A 15,746-nucleotide genomic window follows, 5' to 3' on the forward strand; every position below is an offset into this window, starting at 1 on the left:
GCCCACGCAACACGCGGCCGATCACGCCACCGTTCTCGCGCGAATCGGCTAGAGACAGTTCCCGCGCCCTCTCGGCGCAGCCCACCCCCCCCCCCCCCCCCCCCCCCCCCCCCCCCCCCCCCCCCCCCCCCCCCCCCCCCCCCCGGCACGATATCGTAGTGACGCGCCTTGATTTGCGCGTCGAGATACGGCGTGTGCTGGAAGGCGTTGATGTCGAGATCGTGTTGGGCGAGCGCTTCGTTCGGCTGGGGGTAGTCCGAGAAAGTCGTGAGCTTCACGGTGATGCCGTGTTTCGCGGCGTTCGCCGTGACGGTGCGCCAGATGTGCTCGTCCTCGCCGGACATGATGCCGACGCGCACGGTCTGACTCGCCGCGAACGAAAGTGGCGCGCTCGCGATACCGCAGGCGAGTGCAAGAGAGAATAGGGCGGTTTTGAAGGAACAGGGCGACATAGCCGCCCGCATGCTTGCTCCCTCTCGACTGCTCGCCCCCTTATCTTCCGCACTGCTCGGTGTGCATCAGGAAGAGCGGCGAAACGATTACTTCCGACAATTTTTCCAATGTTGCGCAGAAAATCTCGCAGTGACGGAGATCGCGTAACAGCAACCCTAAGATTGATTCGTTCAACGATTGCGCGCCCGAAGTCCTGGAAACCATGGCCTTGCCCGAATAGCTGCTGTGCTAGCTGCTTTGGCTCCGGTATTTCGTCGGGGAAGTAGATTCGGTCGAGGTCCAACATACGCGGACGTATAATCCAACGTGTTCGGATTGCCGTCATCCACGTAAGGCGACGTCCGACGGCGGATATGGGGTCGGGTGTGGCCGACCACGTCGGGCGGAGGTCGGCGGCATAACCGGTCATTCGACATAGCCCGCTGGATCGCCGACAATTAGGCAAGACAGGCTCCCCTCCGCCCGATGGCAAGCATCGATATTGGCGGCGGCCAACCTCCAATTCTCTAGCGCACCACCGTCTCAACACCTCGCTCATGGTTATGGACGACACATCCCGGCTGAACCTTCTTGGCAACGCCATTGACCTTCGCGTTCTTGACAGCGCTGATGCGCCTCGCCTGGTCGCCGCTGCGGCAGACGGCGAGCTCTGGAACTTGAAGGTGACTGTCGTGCCCGGTCCGTCGACCATCGACCAATATGTGGCTACCGCATTGCGGGGGCATCAAGAAGGTCATGTCGTCCCGTTTGTCGTTGTGGCCCGCGACAGCGGCGCCATCGTTGGAAGCACTCGCTTCTGGAAGATCGACCGAGCTAATAGGAAGCTCGAGATCGGCCACACGTGGCTTAGCCGCTCCGTTCAAAGGACAGCAGCGAACACTGAGGCCAAGTACCTCCTTCTGCGGTATGCCTTCGAAGTGATGCAGTGCGTCCGCGTTCAATTCACAACCGATGAGCTCAACGAAAAATCAAGAACGGCGATCTTGCGTATCGGTGCGAAACAGGAAGGCATCGTTCGGCACGAACGGATAATGCCTGACGGCCGCAAGCGCAACTCGGTGCGATTCAGCATCATTGATACGGAATGGCCCGATGTGAAGGCAGCATTGGAGGATAAGCTCGCTCGCCCACCGAAACCTGCGGCCGAAATCGCTTAGCGACTCGGACCGGTACGCGTGCTGCGAGAAACTGCTGCAGTTCCTTCAGGCGAATATGTTTTCGTGACCGCCCACTAAACAGCCACTAGACAGTGACTGTTGAGTTGATAACCAACCTTGCTACGGAGCGGACGATGGACGACAACACTAACATTCGCGCGGTGCGCCCCGATGAGGTTGCTGCTTACATCGATCCCTTAGCGGACGTGCTCATCGACTGCGTAGAGGGAGGCGCTTCCGTTAGCTTCATGCTTGCGATCTCCAGAGAAACCGCCGTGCAGTTCTGGGCGGACGTTGCGCGCAGCGTAATGCGCGACGAACGGACCGTGCTGGTTGCCGAAGACGCGAAGGGCCGCGTCCTCGGAACAGTGCAACTTATCATCGCGCAGCCGGAAAATCAGCCTCACCGTGCAGACGTAGCAAAAATGTTGGTGCGGCGGGACGCCAGACGCCGCGGAATTGCTGCACGGTTGATGCAGGCCGTCGATGAGTCAGCGCGCAGCGCTGGTAAATCCGTTCTCGTCCTGGATACCGTGACGGGCGGTGATGCCGAGCGGCTGTACCACCGTGCAGGATGGGAGCGCGTAGGCAGCGTCCCGAACTACGCCCTGATGCCTGACGGCACCTCGTGCGGAACCACGTTCTTCCACAAGCAACTGCGCTAGCGGGCAAGTAAAGAGGACGGACAGCCGAAGCCGCCGTCGGAAAGACCAAATGACATCGAGGGCATCGTCGCTGCCCTCATACCGTACACTCCGTTTTTAAGAATCCCGGCCTGCCATGCTCGCGCTAAAGCTAACGTTGGTTCCGCTTTTCTTGCTTGTCGTCTCAATGTCCGGCAGGTGGTGGGGACCCTCGATCGCAGGATGGCTGGCTGGACTACCCGTCGTAGCCGGACCAATCTTGTATCTCTTGACGCTATCGCACGGGGCCGCGTTTGGAGCGCGCGCGGCGACCTTGTCGCTGGCGGCGATCCTAGCTTCCGAAGCGTTCAATTTCGCTTATGCGTGGACCTGCCGTTCGCGCCCGTGGCCAATTGCGTTACTTGCCGGCCTCGTCGTTTGGTTCCTGTGTGCGTGCGGTCTTTCTCTTCTGCCGACTTCGCCTCTCTGGGCATCGATCGCTGCTGTCCTAGCTGTCTCGATTGGGCAGTCGTTTCTGCCCAAAACTTCAAGCATTGTTCTTGGAGCGCCGCTTTCTCGGTTCGACCTGCTAGGCAGGATGATGGCCGGCGTCACGCTCACGTTTGGTGTTACATCGTTGTCGGCTTGGACTGGTCCAACCTGGAGCGGGCTGCTCGCGGTCTTCCCGCTGCTCGGGATAATCCTTTCCGTGTCGTCGCATCGCGCGCACGGTCCTGCTTTCGTGATCTCATTATTGAGGGGCATGGTGTTAGGCCGTTTTTCGTTCGCCGCATTTTGTTTGCTGCTGAGTTTCACGCTCCCATACCAACTTCCCACCTTTGCTTTCTTCGAAGCAGCATTGCTGGCAATGGTCGTCCAGTGGTGCACGAAGCGTATTGCGACGCACCGACGCACGGCAGTCGCCGCTCTCGCTGAATAGTTCGTCGTGTGTCGCGCCGTTTTTCCATGGAACCAGCTGAGCAAGACCGGCGAAGTGCAAAGGGTTAGCAGCATGCTGACGGCGACTGTTCAGCATGGCAATTATCTAGGCTACGTATGATCGACTCATCTGCGGTTGCAACTGTCTTTACCGTCTATGCCGTAGGTGTTGTTATACCTGGGCCAAACTTCGTCGCCGTCGTCCATAGGGCGGTTTCGGGCAAAAGGTCAGATGCGCTCGCGCTCGTCGCGGGGATCGTCGCGGTCAATCTGTTCTGGGCCACTTGCGCCATTCTCGGTATCGGAGTCGTCTTCGAGGCTTTCCCGTGGCTGGCCGTAGGCGTCAAGCTCGCTGGCGCTGCTTATCTCGTTTGGTTTGGGCTGCGCCTCATCGCAAAAGCGCAGGCAAGCGCCATCACAGAAGCGCGGCGTCCGGACGCTCCGCTGTTTCGCGCAGCATTCCTTCAAGGCGTTGCGACGAATATTGCAAATCCGAAATCCATCGGTTTCTATGCTGCGGTGTTTTCCTCAGCCGCACCGGCACACGTATCCACGGCGACTTTCTTTGCCATGCTCGCGACAGTGGGCGCAATTGGGACGTGCTGGTATGGCATAGTCGGGCTGGTGTTATCGCAAGCCGCAATCGCGACGGCGTATCGTCGCGCGAAAGCCTGGATCGACCGCGGCTGCGGTGGCCTCATCGTGGTTTTGGGAATTCGGCAAGCACTTCGCTGACAGATCGCCTGTCAGACTCCGTTCAAATGGCCGTTTCTGGCGTGATCGACTGTCTCTTACGGGTCGGTTTCTGCCGACCGCGTCGGACAGCAGTCGGCCCAAGAAGGGACGTTCGCCTGATGGATCCGACCGCCCGCAGTCCAGCATGTAACCGCCACTAAGCAATTAGGGAAGGGGTCGCCCAACCGGGCCACCGTTTGAGTCTTGTTCCGGAACACCGTGCGCTGCCACGTTGGGTGCTTAATTGCCGCCTGTCCCAAGGTCGCTTCGCTCGTTTCAACGCTGTTGGGTTGCGGTGGTACGTGGACAGAAAATGTAGCGACGGTGAGGCGTCGCGTTCGCCTCTTGTCTGTCGCATGAGCCTGTCGCTCCGCCATGCAACTTGTTGCCCGCAAACGCGGATGGCAGTAACAACTGCGCCCGTTCAGAAATGCCGGTACGCACGGCGCTTCCCTGCAAAAAGCACTAGTACTTCTATGAACCACTTTACGCGCTCAGCCATAGCGGGCGCATTTGCCCGTCGTCGCCTTTCGATCGAATTAGTCTGAGCAACGACCGACGACCGTCGAAGCTGCTTTTGCAGCACGCTTTAGATTATCGGACGACTGCTCGCCCCTAGAAGCTTTTTGGAACGAAGGGAACCGCATGCTCGGAGCGATGCGGCTGATGGGGTCGACGTAGCGGCGGAAATCGAACGCTGTCTAGCTTGGGCGCAAGAGAGAAATCGGCAGAAACGTCGCGACGCGATGGACGGGAAATAACACTAGAAGCGCTCGGAAGGCATAGCGCATGCTGGGCGTGAGGGCACCGGGACGGCGTTTGCGCTGTTCTTTGAGATAGACCTTAACCAGAGCGCCCCATGAATCATCCGAAGACAGATGGCAAGCCGATCGACGTCCGTAAAGGTCAAGTCACTGAGAAGATGGAGCGGAATGCCTTCCGCCAGCGCTTCATGGCGCGCTTCTACGATCCTGCGTTTCGAAAAGAAGACGATTCGCTGGCACGCATTGAGGCGATCGCATGGGACGCATATGAGAACAGCCGGAAGTCGCCCATCACCCAAAAAGCAGGCGCCGGCTTCAAGGACCCTGATTACGAATTGTCGGTGGAGTGGCGCGAAGCGCGCGACCGGATTGAGGCGGCAAGCGCTCGTCAGCGTGATTGCACTTCAGCCACGCGCGTACTGGTCGTAATCGGCTCTTCGCGAAACGATTTTACGTGTCCCGGCGAGATGTCGAAGACGTTCCGGCTCGCAAAGCGCGCTGAAGCGATACTGCAGGCCGAGTCGATGGAAGTTGATCTACTCGATTTGTCGCGGCTCAATTCGGAACACGATCTGCATATTCATCCGTGCAAAGGCTGCGCGTCGACGGCCATGCCGTTGTGTCATTGGCCGTGCAGTTGCTACCCCAATCATTCTCTCGGTCTGGTCAACGACTGGATGAATGAGATTTACGAACGTTTCGCGGCCTGTCATGGCGTGCTGATCGTGACGCCCGTGTACTGGTACCAGGTAAGCAGCCCGATCAAACTCATGATGGACCGCCTCGTATGTGCGGACGGCGGCAATCCCGATCCGACCTCGACGCACGGCAAGACGCCAGCCGAAGCCAAGCAAATCGAATTGGATGGCTGGGACTATCCCAAGCATTTGGCGGGAAGGGCGTATGGTTTGATCGTCCACGGTGATGTCGCCGGGATCGAAGGTTCGAGACGCGCGCTGACGGACTGGCTCGACTGGATGGGTTTCGTTGAAGCCGGCGCGAAATCTCGGTTGGATCGGTTCATCGGCTATTACGAACCTTATGCCACGAGTCATCAGACGCTGGACCTGGACGAAAGCGTGCAACAGGAAACGGACAACGTCGCCCGGGCGGTGGCGGAAAAAATCCGGCAGGTTCGCAGCGGCCAGGTGCAGGCGGATGCGCGTCTCGAATCGCCGCGCGCCAAGTGAGCGCGTCATCATTTTCCCATTCATAGTCGAGGAACATGTTCGATGAACAGTCGAGTGCAGCAGATTTTCAAGCCCGAGTTCCGATTCGGCATGGGCGGCGTGCCGCTGGGTAGCGAGTTTGAGATTGTCACCGACACGCAAGCTCAGAGGACCATGGAAGCAGCGTGGAACGCGGGCATACGTTACTACGACGTGTCGCCGTGGTACGGACTCGGTGAGGCCGAGCGGCGTTTCGGCCGTTTCCTGCACAATCAGCGGCGCGATAGCTATGTATTGTCGACGAAGGTCGGCAAGTTGCTCAGGGCGGCGCCCGTCAACGAGAGCAAAAAATTTTTCCCTTTTGGTGTATCACCTAACAACGTCGTCTTTGACTACACCGCCGACGCAGTAAGGCGCTCGCTCGAGGATAGTCTTCAGCGTCTGGGCATTGACCGAATTGACATTCTCTTCGTGCATGACGTCTCGCCAGACAACGGGTTTTTGCCGAGGCCGTGGGAGGAAGAGTTCGCCACCGCGTTGAGCGGTGCGTTTCCCGAGCTTTGCCGCATGCGTGATGAAGGCTTGATCAAAGCCTGGGGAATCGGCGTGAACTCACCCGAGCCGATCGTGCGCGTCATCGAGGAATCCGATCCTGACGTCTGCCTGCTGGCCTCACAGTACTCCTTAGTGGATCACGAAAACGCGCTGAACAACGTTTTTCCCGTTGCGCGCAGGCACGACGTCAGTTTCGTCATGGGTTCGGCATTGAACGCTGGCTTTATCTCAGGAAGCCCGCGTTTCAATTACGGCGATGGCCGCTTCGACATTCCGCGTCCCCACACCGAGAAACGCAACAAGCTGCGTGCGGTTGCGAATCAGTTTGGCGTCGACCTGCGTACTGCGGCGCTTCATTTCGCGGCCGCACCTGATGTGGCGGCGGCATTGATCGTCGGTGCACGCACCGAAGAGGAGGCACTCGTGAATGCGAGTTCGATGCAGGACAAGATTCCCAGGGCGTTTTGGCAAGAGCTGAAGCAACAGGGGCTGATCGAAGAAAATGCCCCAATCCCCGGCGACGACCGCGTAGTCTAACTGCGATGGAACAACCGGCCTCAGCTAGAGTTGGCCAATATGCGATGTTTTTCCTGCGAGCAGCGGTTTAACTAACCGCGTAGGTATTCGACATATAAGACGGTAGTCCGATGAAACGCAGTACTGTTCCTTGACCACGTCCTCAACGCACGTGAGATGATCCTTTCGGCATCGGGATTGCCGAAGCTAAAGATTGTCTGCCGATCGGGATAAAAGCTGATCGTTTTCGGCACATAGAATGTTTGCGCCTTCGGCGCAGCGATGACTGAAGTGCGAAAAGCGATGGAGCTGGCTTGCAGAGTCTCGTCGCTTCAACAGTGCATGGCGCGTCCGACCATTTCCGGCGGACAGAATCGCGCAGACGATGCTAAGCAGCGCGCGGAACGAAGTGTCGATGAATGACGGACGACAACCCAGTCGAGCCGGATCGACTGGATGGCGGAAATGTTCGGCCGACCATCGGTCCGTTCACGAGTCGGGAATCAATCGTGCTCCCAACGCGGGCAGAGCACGATGCCAGTCTTGCTCCATCAATCTGCCGTTAGGAGCGCCCTCATGCCTAATTCCGAAACTCCAGCCGACGGCTCCGAACAGCCTAATATCGAGGCTTCTTCGCGGCACGACGCTGTCATCGCAGGGGCGCGAGCTGCGCCGACGATGGAGGAGTCCTCCCGACAAGCCCCCTTCGACGGCGGCGTGCGGCCTCCTTCCCCTCCGGAGCAGCCCGGCGGATGGAGCGGTCAGCATCCGCACGCATTCCATCTCAGCGCATGGGCGCCGGATGTGTTTGCAGGTGGAACACTTCAGGGCGCCACCGGCGACAACTGGAAGATCCTTTCCGGGCAGCAAGCTTCTGTCTACCTTGCCCGACTGGAGCCGGGTGGCGTGCGCGAACCCCATTGGCATCCCAGCGCGTGGGAACTCAATTTCGTCATTTCAGGTGTAGCGCGATGGAGCTTCGTCGGGCCGGAAGCCACGCATGACGCGTTCGAGGTGGCTCAAGGCGATCTCGTCTTTGCGCCGCAGGGACATTTCCATTACTTCGAGAACGCCAGCGAGACGGAGGAGCTCGTTGTCCTCATCGTGTTTAACTCGAGTGCCAGTGAGCCAGCTGACGACATCGGTATCGTAGCCTCACTGAGCGCGATTCCCGCCGAAGTCCTTGCAGCGGTCTTCGGTGCTTCGCCCGAACTCTTCGCAAAGATTCCTCGCAAGATCGAACGCGTGACCATCGCAAAGAGGCCGGACTCACCATCTACCTGTACGAGTACGTCGGCGATGCCGAGCCGAGAATCCGGCGAGAGAAAGGAGCAAGAATGAACACGCCGCTGACATCGACGAAGAAAAATGACGAAGGCAGATTGCACGGAAAGCTCGCGCTGGTCACGGGCGCGGCGCGTGGCATCGGTCGCGCGGTCGCGGTCGCATTCGCACGTGAAGGGGCGAACGTCGTGGGCCTCGACATCGCCGGCCGCGCAAGCGCGATCCAGCGGTATGCAATTCCCGCGGAAGCGGACCTCATCGAAACAGGAGAACGGGTCGCGCAGGCGGGGGTCCAGTGGCGACAAGAAATCGCCGATATCCGGGATTATGCGCACCTCCAGGACATCGTCGCGTCGATCGAACGAGATAGCGGACCGATCGACATACTCGCGGCCGTCGCCGGCATCCAGTCGTTCAAGCCGCTGCTGGAACTGGACGATGCGGACTGGCAGGACCAATTGGATATCAATCTCACCGGCACCCTCAACTGCATCCGGGCGGTGGCGCCAGCGATGACCCAGCGCAAACGCGGGCGAATCATCGTTACGTCATCGACGCAGGGACGCCACGGCATGCGCGATGGCGCGGCCTATTCCGCTTCGAAGTGGGGACTGCTAGGCCTGATGAAATCGGCAGCGCTGGAATTCGGCCAATTCGGTATCACGGTGAATGCCGTCATTCCCGGCTTGATCGATACCGAACTCACGCGCAATGAAAGCCGCTACATGCAGGCGCTCAAGGAAGCGAACGGCGGAAGGATTCCCGACCCGCCTCTCGAGCAGAAGGCGGTGCAAGCCTTGACGCTGAAGACGCCGCTGGGCGTTCCGTGGGTCGATCCGAGCGACGTGGCTCCGGCCTATGTCTATCTTGCATCGGACGACGCACGAATGATCACCGGAGCGACCTTTGACGTCACTGGCGGCGACAGCGCGCATAACGTCGCGTAAAACGCATGACGACACACCCGAGTCCGACGGGAGCGTGGGACGTTGAGTATGCCTACGCCTCGTGTCGCCGAAGACCGCGCGCTCGTTCGAGCGAATGCAATGATGACGATACAGACCGAGCCTGGGCGCACACGCTCCAAGAGGCTCGCTGGCGCTCTGCACGGGCAGCGCCGCCTACCTTCTTCCCGTTGGCAACGCGCGTGCATGGCAAATGCGTACCACCGCGGCCGGCGGGAACAGACAAGCGGTGAGCCGGCCGCGATGGCCTAAGGTGCGCGACCAGGACCGGCGAACAAGGCCCCACGCATTTTCAATATCAAGTTACGAGTACGCGCAGCAAGTGACCAAGCGTCGTCGATGAGTCCTGCATAAGCGATTCAATAGGACGCTTGAGAAGTGGATGGTAGCGAGGCGCACGGTTTGCGTTGAATGCGCCACCAATTTGCGTCGGGCGACCGCTTCGATATGGGAATACCCACTCCTGAACGCTTTCACCATTCGGGCATCGTCCGCACACGGCGGGAGCTAGAAACACGCCTCGAGGCACTTGCGCAGGACGGCACAAGTCACGTGTTTGCCGTGCCAATCGAGGATGAAGTTGAAGGTCTGTCGATCTGCTGAGATATGATGCCGGTCGTCGTCAGCGAAGCGTGCCCAAGATTGCCGCGCACCATGCGCAGGTCTTGATTTTGGTCCGCCATGTGCGAGACGGCGCCGCGCCTGAGCCAATGCGCGGAGGACTTCTCAAGCACATCGGCTCGCGCGCTCGCTGTATCGTCGCGTTCGCGCAAGTGCGCCGCAGCTTGGGTAAACACGTCCTTCACGATGGCGTGCAGCGGCGCGCACGTCTCGATGCCTTCGTCGGACGCTCTGGCGCCTATTGACAGAACGAGCGGTGTGGCTTCGTTAGGCGAAGGCGGGGCGCTCAGACACAGTTGCTGCCGATAGCAGGACAGGTCCATCATCATTTTGCGCGTGGCCGGCACGAGCCATTGCTTGTCGCCTTTGGCCGTGGACGGTGAGCCGCCAGCGAGCGCGCTGTTCGCATCGCGTCGCACGAAGAACTGGTCTATGGGTTCGCCCCGACCTCCGCAATGCGCGGTCCGCCAAGTTAGAGAAGGTCGAAGAGCCATCTCGAGTGCATTCACCCAGACTTCTCACGCGCTGCGGCGAAGGCTCGCGCGGCGTACGTTCAATCCGAACGAGGACATGCACATCATCCGGTCTGAAGAAAATGCAGTAATTGAAGCACCGCGCCTGTGACGAGGAACGTCGCAGCCATGGCAAGCCTGATTCTCAGGCGCCACATAGCAATAGATCGATTGGTCACAGTAGCTCCCTTTATCCATATTCAGAACATCACGGGGCGCGCCATCTATTGCCCCGTGATGATTGCCTCCGTCGACTAAGGGATCACGCGAAGGCGCTACTCATGTGCAACGTTCCGTTCACCCCCGCAGGGAAGAAGCCGCCTTGCGTCACCGCGCCCTTATTCAGATAGACGATATTGAGCACGTCGTCGTAGCTGCGACTGAACGCAATGCCGTTGTTGTCGAGGGGCACGATGTTGGAGATCTGGTTGTTTGCGCCGGCGATACCCTGATCGACATCGGTGGACGCGTCGAGTGAATCGCGTGCGTCCGAAATGGCCTGCGTTGCGGTCACGAGGCTCGGTGTCTGGATGCCCTTGGAGTACAGTACGGTCCTCACGAGGCCCGCATGATAGGCCTCCGCTGCGAGAATCCCGGCTGCCGCTTCAAGATAGGTTTTATTGGTAATGAGTGGCGATGCTCCCTTATAAGCCGTCACGCCGACGTCTTCGAAGATAAAGGCACCGAGCAGGAAGTTGTTGTCATTGAGATATGGGTTGAAGGGGGTACCAGCGGGAGCGAGGCCTGCGGCCTGAGCGGCAAGCGAGAAAGCTCCGTTGGGATCAGTGCCGCCCACATCGAGCGCTGGCATGGCGACCGCTGCGCCGCCGAGCGCCGTCCGCAGAAAGGTGACATGTTCGAGCTCGTCCTTCGCGATCTCGCGTGCGTAGGCTGCGACGACGGGATCGGAGAAGCTGACCTGCTGACCGGGAATGACTTTGCCTGGCGTACCCACACCCGTCATGAGGTTAGCCGGTAGCCCTGCACCAGTCGTCGCATAGGCATAGAACGTCGCTTCGAGATATTCGAGGTTCAGCGCAAAGTTGAGAATTTCGGCATCGGTTGGGCCGCTCGCTGCGTTCGCAGTGTCCCCCGATCCGCCGCCGCAGGCGCCCAGGATCGTTCCGCCTACTAGTCCTAGACCGAGCCCGCCCGCGCTGCGAAAAAATTGGCGCCGCTTTTCCCTTCGTTCGACGCGTCGCTCAAGGGCACTCGTCAATGAGGCGTTGTTAGCCATGTCCACTCCTTTTCAGTGATTGGAACGGCGCGTCGTTAGCTATATGAGCGCCGCACAAGAGCGGAGGTCACATGACCGTGTACCGCTCATTGGGCGATACGAATGTCGCCACCCTATCGGATTCAAGTCGTAACAGACGCTTTCATTTCGACGGGTGCTTCGCGCATCGTTACCGGCTGGCGAGTGGCCGCGCTGTAAAGTCGACCATACCGAGCGCTTCGCCATGGGCGAAAGCAATGCACTCGCGAGATCGGCGAGTCCCAGCGCCAATCGTCGCCATACGCTGCTTGACTGCTTATGTCGACGTCTCCAGGACGAGGGCCTCCTCGCACCCAGCGGTCTTCGGGTGGGACATGGTCGTTTTTTTCGATAGATACGAGCCAGACGCGCGCGCGGATGCTCGTCGTCGAATAAAAAGAAGTCGTCAGGTGGATTGCAGTGGACCGCTCGCGAGCACGGATCCGGTCGGCGCGCCGGTCGGCGATCCGCCTGGCGGTTCTTCCGACACCGCAAGCACGCCGTGCGCATTCATCCGCGCGAGGATCTCAGGAGGCAGCATGATCGTCGCGGGGTGATCGGAGGGAAAGACGCCGAGCGCGACCGGTTTCGCGTCCGGCGGGATGAGCCACAACTCTGTCGCCCGATCCGCGGGCAAGTCGACGCGCGCCGTGGGCGTGACGACGAGGCGCGCGCGCCGTATATCGACGGTTGCGGTCCAAGCCACGAGCCCGTCCTTGCGCGCGATCGACGCGACGATATAGTCGCCAGGAACGGTTGCCACCGTCGGGGCTTGCGGTGCTGGCTTCAACCACATGAGGTTTGTGCCGAGCATAACGAGCGCGGTGACGCTGGCGCCAATTGCGAGCCAGCGCCAGAGGCTCAGGTTGTCCCACCAACGGGTGCGTGCGGGCGCGCGCGAAGGCTTCGCGGTGAGACCGAGATCGTTACGGATGCGCGTCCACACGCGACCGGGCGGTTCAACTGTGGGGATTTCATCCACCAGCGGCGCGAGTCGCCGTTGCCATGCTTCGAGCGTGCGCGCCAATTCGGGCTCGCGCGCCACGTCCGCTTCAAGTGCCGCGCGCGCTTGCGCATCCAGCACCCCGAGTGCGTACTCGGCGCAGCGCAGATCGTCGTCGGCGGCGGGCGTGTTCATTCTTCGAGGCAAGTTTTGAGTTGCATCAGGCTGCGGCGAATCCAGCTTTTCATCGTGCCAAGCGGCACGGCAAGCCGTTTCGCCAGTTCGCCATACGTCGCTCCAGTGAAGAACGCCTCACGGACCGCGCTCTTCTGCTGCGGTTCAAGCCGGTCGAGACACTGTTCAAGCCGCCGCCTTTCCTCGTTCAATTCGACGACGACGGCGGGCGTCGGCGATTCGTCGGTGATGTCAGGTGCGGTGTTTTCGCCGAGCGATTCGTCGCGCTGCTGACGCATGCGGTCGATCGTACTATTGCGCGCGAGCGTAGTCAGCCAAGTGATGGCGCTGCCGCGCGCCGGATCGAAGGTACTCGCCCGACGCCATGTGGTGGCAAAAACTTCCTGTAACAGATCTTCAGCTTCGCCGCGATCGTGAATCATGCGCACGATGACGCCAAACACTCGCGGCGATGTCGCGCGGTACAGTTCGGCGAAAGCGGTCTCATCACCGCCCGCGACATTCGCGAGTAACTCGTTCGCGCGCTCACGGCGCAATCTATTTGCGTCGTCCAAGTTTCCGGTACTACCTGAGGATTCGTCCTTCATGAACACACGAGCCGGATTGCGGTGAGGGCGGAGTATGTCGCGCAATATAGCATCGAGTATCGCGACCGGAGACTTTTGAGAGCTACGGGAGTGCGGCAACAATCACGCTGCCGCACATCAGACGAACTAACCCTGGCTCCTACTCGTCTGAGGCAACGACAGATGTGTTACCTCCGGCGCTCAAGGCACCCACACGATCACCCCGACGAGCGACATCGCGGCGAGCGCCATCATCGTCCCTTGTACAAGCGCCAGCGATGTCTGCAGGCAATAGATGCATCCCCACCTGCCGTGTTCAGCCGCAGATCCGGCGTTGATGTCGCTTTGATCAGGGATCTACGACCTTTCGCAGTAGGCCGTACGAGACGCGCTTGTGTCCTTGGAAATCTGTCAAGGAGATCGTCGCCGTCTCATTCAATCTGATGACGATGCCGACACGCTCGTTAAGATGCTTGTCGGTGAATCCCGCGGTGCCGGCGGCGGAAAAATCATCCGAAAGTGGTCGCGTGGTAGCGCTTTTGAGGCTGCGGTCCCATCTGGAACTGTTGCCGCGTAGGTCACCCATCATCGGCGTGAAGTCAAGCTGTCGAATCTCGCACGCGACTGATAGGGTGACCAACCGGACGCCCGCGAGGGACAGGCCGGGCGCCTTGGGATGACGGAGAGGCCCGTATTACCGTTGAAGCCGGTGTAATGCTGGCGGAGGGAAGGGGCCTCAGTTCAAGACAGACGCAATACGTAGTGAGGACGTGGAGATTGGGCAACCTATCAACTCCGATTCGTGTTCAGAAGCTGCAGATGGCGTTACACGCGAAAGCGAAGGCAGAAGCCGGGTACCGCTTCTACGCTCTGTACGACAAGATCTATCGCGAGGATGTGCTGGCGCATGCGTACGCTCAGTGTCGCTCGAAGAGGGGCGCGCCGGGTGTCGATCGGCAGGATTTCGCAGAGGTCGAAGCGTACGGGGTGCAGAAGTGGCTCGGCGAACTGGCGCTTGCGCTCAGGCAGGAGACTTACCGGCCGGACCCTATCAGAAGAGTGTTTATCCCGAAGGCCAATGGCAAGCTGAGGCGGCTGGGCATCTCGACCCTGCGGGATCGGGTGTGCATGACAGCAGCGATGCTGGTGCTCGAACCGATCTTCGAAGCGGACCTTCCGCCAGAGCAGTACGCTTACCGCCCGGGGCGAAATGCCCAGCAAGCGGTAATCGAGGTGGAGGAGCGGCTGCATCGAGGGCAAACGGACGTGGTTGACGCCGACCTCGCGGACTACTTCGGGAGTATTCCGCATGCCGAACTGATGCTGTCGCTCGCGCGACGCATCGTTGATCGGCGTGTGCTGCATCTGATCAGGATGTGGCTGGAATGCCGCGTTGAAGAAACCGATACCCGAGGCCGGAAGAGACGCACGACGGAGGCCAGAGATAGCGGACGTGGCATTCCGCAGGGGTCTCCCATCTCACCACTGCTGGCGAATATCTACATGCGCCGGTTTGTGCTGACGTGGCAGAAGCTCGGACTTCAGCGCCGTCTTGGCAGTCGGATTGTGACCTACGCGGATGACCTGGTGATCCTGTGCAAGCAAGGCAAGGCCGAAGAGGCGTTGCTGAAACTGCGCGAGATCATGGGCAAACTGAAGCTGACGGTCAACGAGGAGAAGACACGCATCTGCAAGGTGCCGGAAGGCACATTCGACTTCCTGGGTTACACGTTTGGGCGGCTGTACTCGGCCACGACCGGGCAGGCCCGCATGGGCATGCGTCCGTCGAAGAAGAGTATCCGTCGCATGGTCGAGAAGATTCATGCGATGACCGCCCTCAAGACGGTATGGCAGGAGACCACGGAGCTGGTGGGTAAGTTGAACCGCACGCTGCGCGGCTGGGCGAACTACTTCAATGTAGGCACGGACAGACCCGCATATCGGGCGCTCGACAACTACACCGCTGCGCGGTTGCGTCGGTGGTTACGCAACAAGTACAAAGCCAGGCGAAGCAGGCGCGGGAGCTATCCACGCCCGCACCTCTACAAGCACTTCGGTCTTGTGCGTCTGATGGGGCCTTGGGTGTAACGTGCCGTGTACGAAGGCGTGAGGTCTTGTCCGAGAGCCGGATGCGGGAGATCTGCATGTCCGGTTCGATGAGCGGGATGTGGAAACGGGGTCAAGGCGAGGTTACTCGGGCACCGCCAGACGAAAGGGGCGGCAACAGACAAACCGAACCTACCGCTACCGCGCCACATCTCGACTCTACCGGGAGTACGCACTGCCGACTGGCCGCTTCCGGGAGCTCAATTCCACTGGCCGCTTTCCAGCTATCAGTTCGAAGAGCGGACTGACGCAGCCCGACCCACTTCGGCCGTTTAGCCTCCGGACGCCGCAATGGCAGCTTCCGACCCTCATCAACTGCCGTTCGATTCGTCCGGTAGTCAACGGCCGCTCCCGGGCAAGCAGAGACATCCAGTCGCGATCACGAGCA

General features: G+C 60.0%; 13 protein-coding genes and 1 pseudogene. 9 read left to right on the forward strand and 5 right to left on the reverse strand.

The features are described 5' to 3' along the window. Positions 1–137: 137 nt before the first annotated feature. Positions 138–452: pseudogene (locus tag NCR39_RS26050) on the reverse strand (MetQ/NlpA family ABC transporter substrate-binding protein); the annotation flags it as partial. Positions 453–995: 543 nt separating this feature from the next. On the opposite strand from NCR39_RS26050, the gene NCR39_RS26055 reads away from it, so the two are divergent. The 8 genes from NCR39_RS26055 (at position 996) to NCR39_RS26090 (ending at position 9,142) form a co-directional block, all read left to right on the forward strand. Further along, positions 996–1,610, forward strand: a complete 615-nt coding sequence (locus NCR39_RS26055; protein ID WP_250455293.1) for a GNAT family N-acetyltransferase — start codon at positions 996–998, stop codon at positions 1,608–1,610. 134 nt (positions 1,611–1,744) lie between these two features. Further along, on the forward strand, positions 1,745–2,275 hold the full coding sequence (locus NCR39_RS26060) for a GNAT family N-acetyltransferase (RefSeq protein WP_250455294.1): 531 nt from the start codon (positions 1,745–1,747) through the stop codon (positions 2,273–2,275). Between the two features lie 115 nt (positions 2,276–2,390). Further along, positions 2,391–3,173 (forward strand): hypothetical protein, encoded by a 783-nt coding sequence (locus NCR39_RS26065; protein ID WP_250455296.1) that lies wholly within the window; start codon positions 2,391–2,393, stop codon positions 3,171–3,173. Positions 3,174–3,289: 116 nt separating this feature from the next. Then, entirely contained in the window at positions 3,290–3,907 is a 618-nt protein-coding gene (locus NCR39_RS26070) for a LysE family translocator (protein ID WP_250455298.1), read from the forward strand. 922 nt (positions 3,908–4,829) lie between these two features. Beyond that, a complete protein-coding gene (locus NCR39_RS26075) occupies positions 4,830–5,861 on the forward strand; it encodes a flavodoxin family protein (protein WP_250455313.1) in 1,032 nt (343 codons plus the stop codon). 42 nt (positions 5,862–5,903) lie between these two features. Continuing rightward, on the forward strand, positions 5,904–6,932 hold the full coding sequence (locus NCR39_RS26080) for an aldo/keto reductase (protein WP_250455299.1): 1,029 nt from the start codon (positions 5,904–5,906) through the stop codon (positions 6,930–6,932). 555 nt (positions 6,933–7,487) lie between these two features. Next, positions 7,488–8,252, forward strand: a complete 765-nt coding sequence (locus tag NCR39_RS26085; protein ID WP_250455301.1) for a cupin domain-containing protein — start codon at positions 7,488–7,490, stop codon at positions 8,250–8,252. Beyond that, positions 8,249–9,142: an SDR family NAD(P)-dependent oxidoreductase gene (locus NCR39_RS26090; RefSeq protein ID WP_250455303.1), complete on the forward strand. Its 894-nt coding sequence runs from the start codon at positions 8,249–8,251 to the stop codon at positions 9,140–9,142. The genes NCR39_RS26085 and NCR39_RS26090 overlap by 4 nt, the downstream gene beginning before the upstream one ends. Before the next feature lie 566 nt (positions 9,143–9,708). On the opposite strand, the gene NCR39_RS26095 is transcribed toward NCR39_RS26090, so the two are convergent. From NCR39_RS26095 to NCR39_RS26110, 4 genes are all read right to left on the reverse strand, one after another. Further along, positions 9,709–10,290 carry a site-specific integrase gene (locus NCR39_RS26095; protein ID WP_250455305.1) on the reverse strand — a complete coding sequence of 194 codons (582 nt, stop codon included), beginning with the start codon at positions 10,288–10,290 and terminating at the stop codon, positions 9,709–9,711. A 265-nt stretch (positions 10,291–10,555) separates the two neighbouring features. Beyond that, on the reverse strand, positions 10,556–11,530 hold the full coding sequence (locus NCR39_RS26100) for a ferritin-like domain-containing protein (protein ID WP_250455307.1): 975 nt from the start codon (positions 11,528–11,530) through the stop codon (positions 10,556–10,558). 424 nt (positions 11,531–11,954) lie between these two features. After that, positions 11,955–12,686, reverse strand: a complete 732-nt coding sequence (locus tag NCR39_RS26105) for an anti-sigma factor (RefSeq protein WP_250455309.1) — start codon at positions 12,684–12,686, stop codon at positions 11,955–11,957. Next, positions 12,683–13,273, reverse strand: a complete 591-nt coding sequence (locus NCR39_RS26110) for a sigma-70 family RNA polymerase sigma factor (RefSeq protein ID WP_250455311.1) — start codon at positions 13,271–13,273, stop codon at positions 12,683–12,685. Before NCR39_RS26110 ends, NCR39_RS26105 begins: the two co-directional genes overlap by 4 nt. Positions 13,274–13,966: 693 nt before the next feature. On the opposite strand from NCR39_RS26110, the gene ltrA reads away from it, so the two are divergent. Continuing rightward, positions 13,967–15,340, forward strand: coding sequence for a group II intron reverse transcriptase/maturase (gene ltrA, locus NCR39_RS26115; RefSeq protein ID WP_350029699.1), 1,374 nt, complete (start codon positions 13,967–13,969; stop codon positions 15,338–15,340). The last annotated feature ends 406 nt before the right edge of the window (positions 15,341–15,746 follow it).

The sequence above is a fragment of the Caballeronia sp. ATUFL_M2_KS44 genome (assembly GCF_023630965.1).
Taxonomy (GTDB): domain Bacteria; phylum Pseudomonadota; class Gammaproteobacteria; order Burkholderiales; family Burkholderiaceae; genus Caballeronia; species Caballeronia concitans.

Bases quoted from the DNA above. Each gene is read 5' to 3' on its own strand.
- NCR39_RS26055 (WP_250455293.1), top strand. From the start codon at position 996: ATGGACGACACATCCCGGCTGAACCTTCTTGGCAACGCCATTGACCTT.
- NCR39_RS26060 (WP_250455294.1), top strand. From the start codon at position 1,745: ATGGACGACAACACTAACATTCGCGCGGTGCGCCCCGATGAGGTTGCT.
- NCR39_RS26065 (WP_250455296.1), top strand. From the start codon at position 2,391: ATGCTCGCGCTAAAGCTAACGTTGGTTCCGCTTTTCTTGCTTGTCGTC.
- NCR39_RS26070 (WP_250455298.1), top strand. From the start codon at position 3,290: ATGATCGACTCATCTGCGGTTGCAACTGTCTTTACCGTCTATGCCGTA.
- NCR39_RS26075 (WP_250455313.1), top strand. From the start codon at position 4,830: ATGGAGCGGAATGCCTTCCGCCAGCGCTTCATGGCGCGCTTCTACGAT.
- NCR39_RS26080 (WP_250455299.1), top strand. From the start codon at position 5,904: ATGAACAGTCGAGTGCAGCAGATTTTCAAGCCCGAGTTCCGATTCGGC.
- NCR39_RS26085 (WP_250455301.1), top strand. From the start codon at position 7,488: ATGCCTAATTCCGAAACTCCAGCCGACGGCTCCGAACAGCCTAATATC.
- NCR39_RS26090 (WP_250455303.1), top strand. From the start codon at position 8,249: ATGAACACGCCGCTGACATCGACGAAGAAAAATGACGAAGGCAGATTG.
- NCR39_RS26100 (WP_250455307.1), bottom strand. From the start codon at position 11,530: ATGGCTAACAACGCCTCATTGACGAGTGCCCTTGAGCGACGCGTCGAA.
- NCR39_RS26105 (WP_250455309.1), bottom strand. From the start codon at position 12,686: ATGAACACGCCCGCCGCCGACGACGATCTGCGCTGCGCCGAGTACGCA.
- NCR39_RS26110 (WP_250455311.1), bottom strand. From the start codon at position 13,273: ATGAAGGACGAATCCTCAGGTAGTACCGGAAACTTGGACGACGCAAAT.
- ltrA (WP_350029699.1), top strand. From the start codon at position 13,967: ATGCTGGCGGAGGGAAGGGGCCTCAGTTCAAGACAGACGCAATACGTA.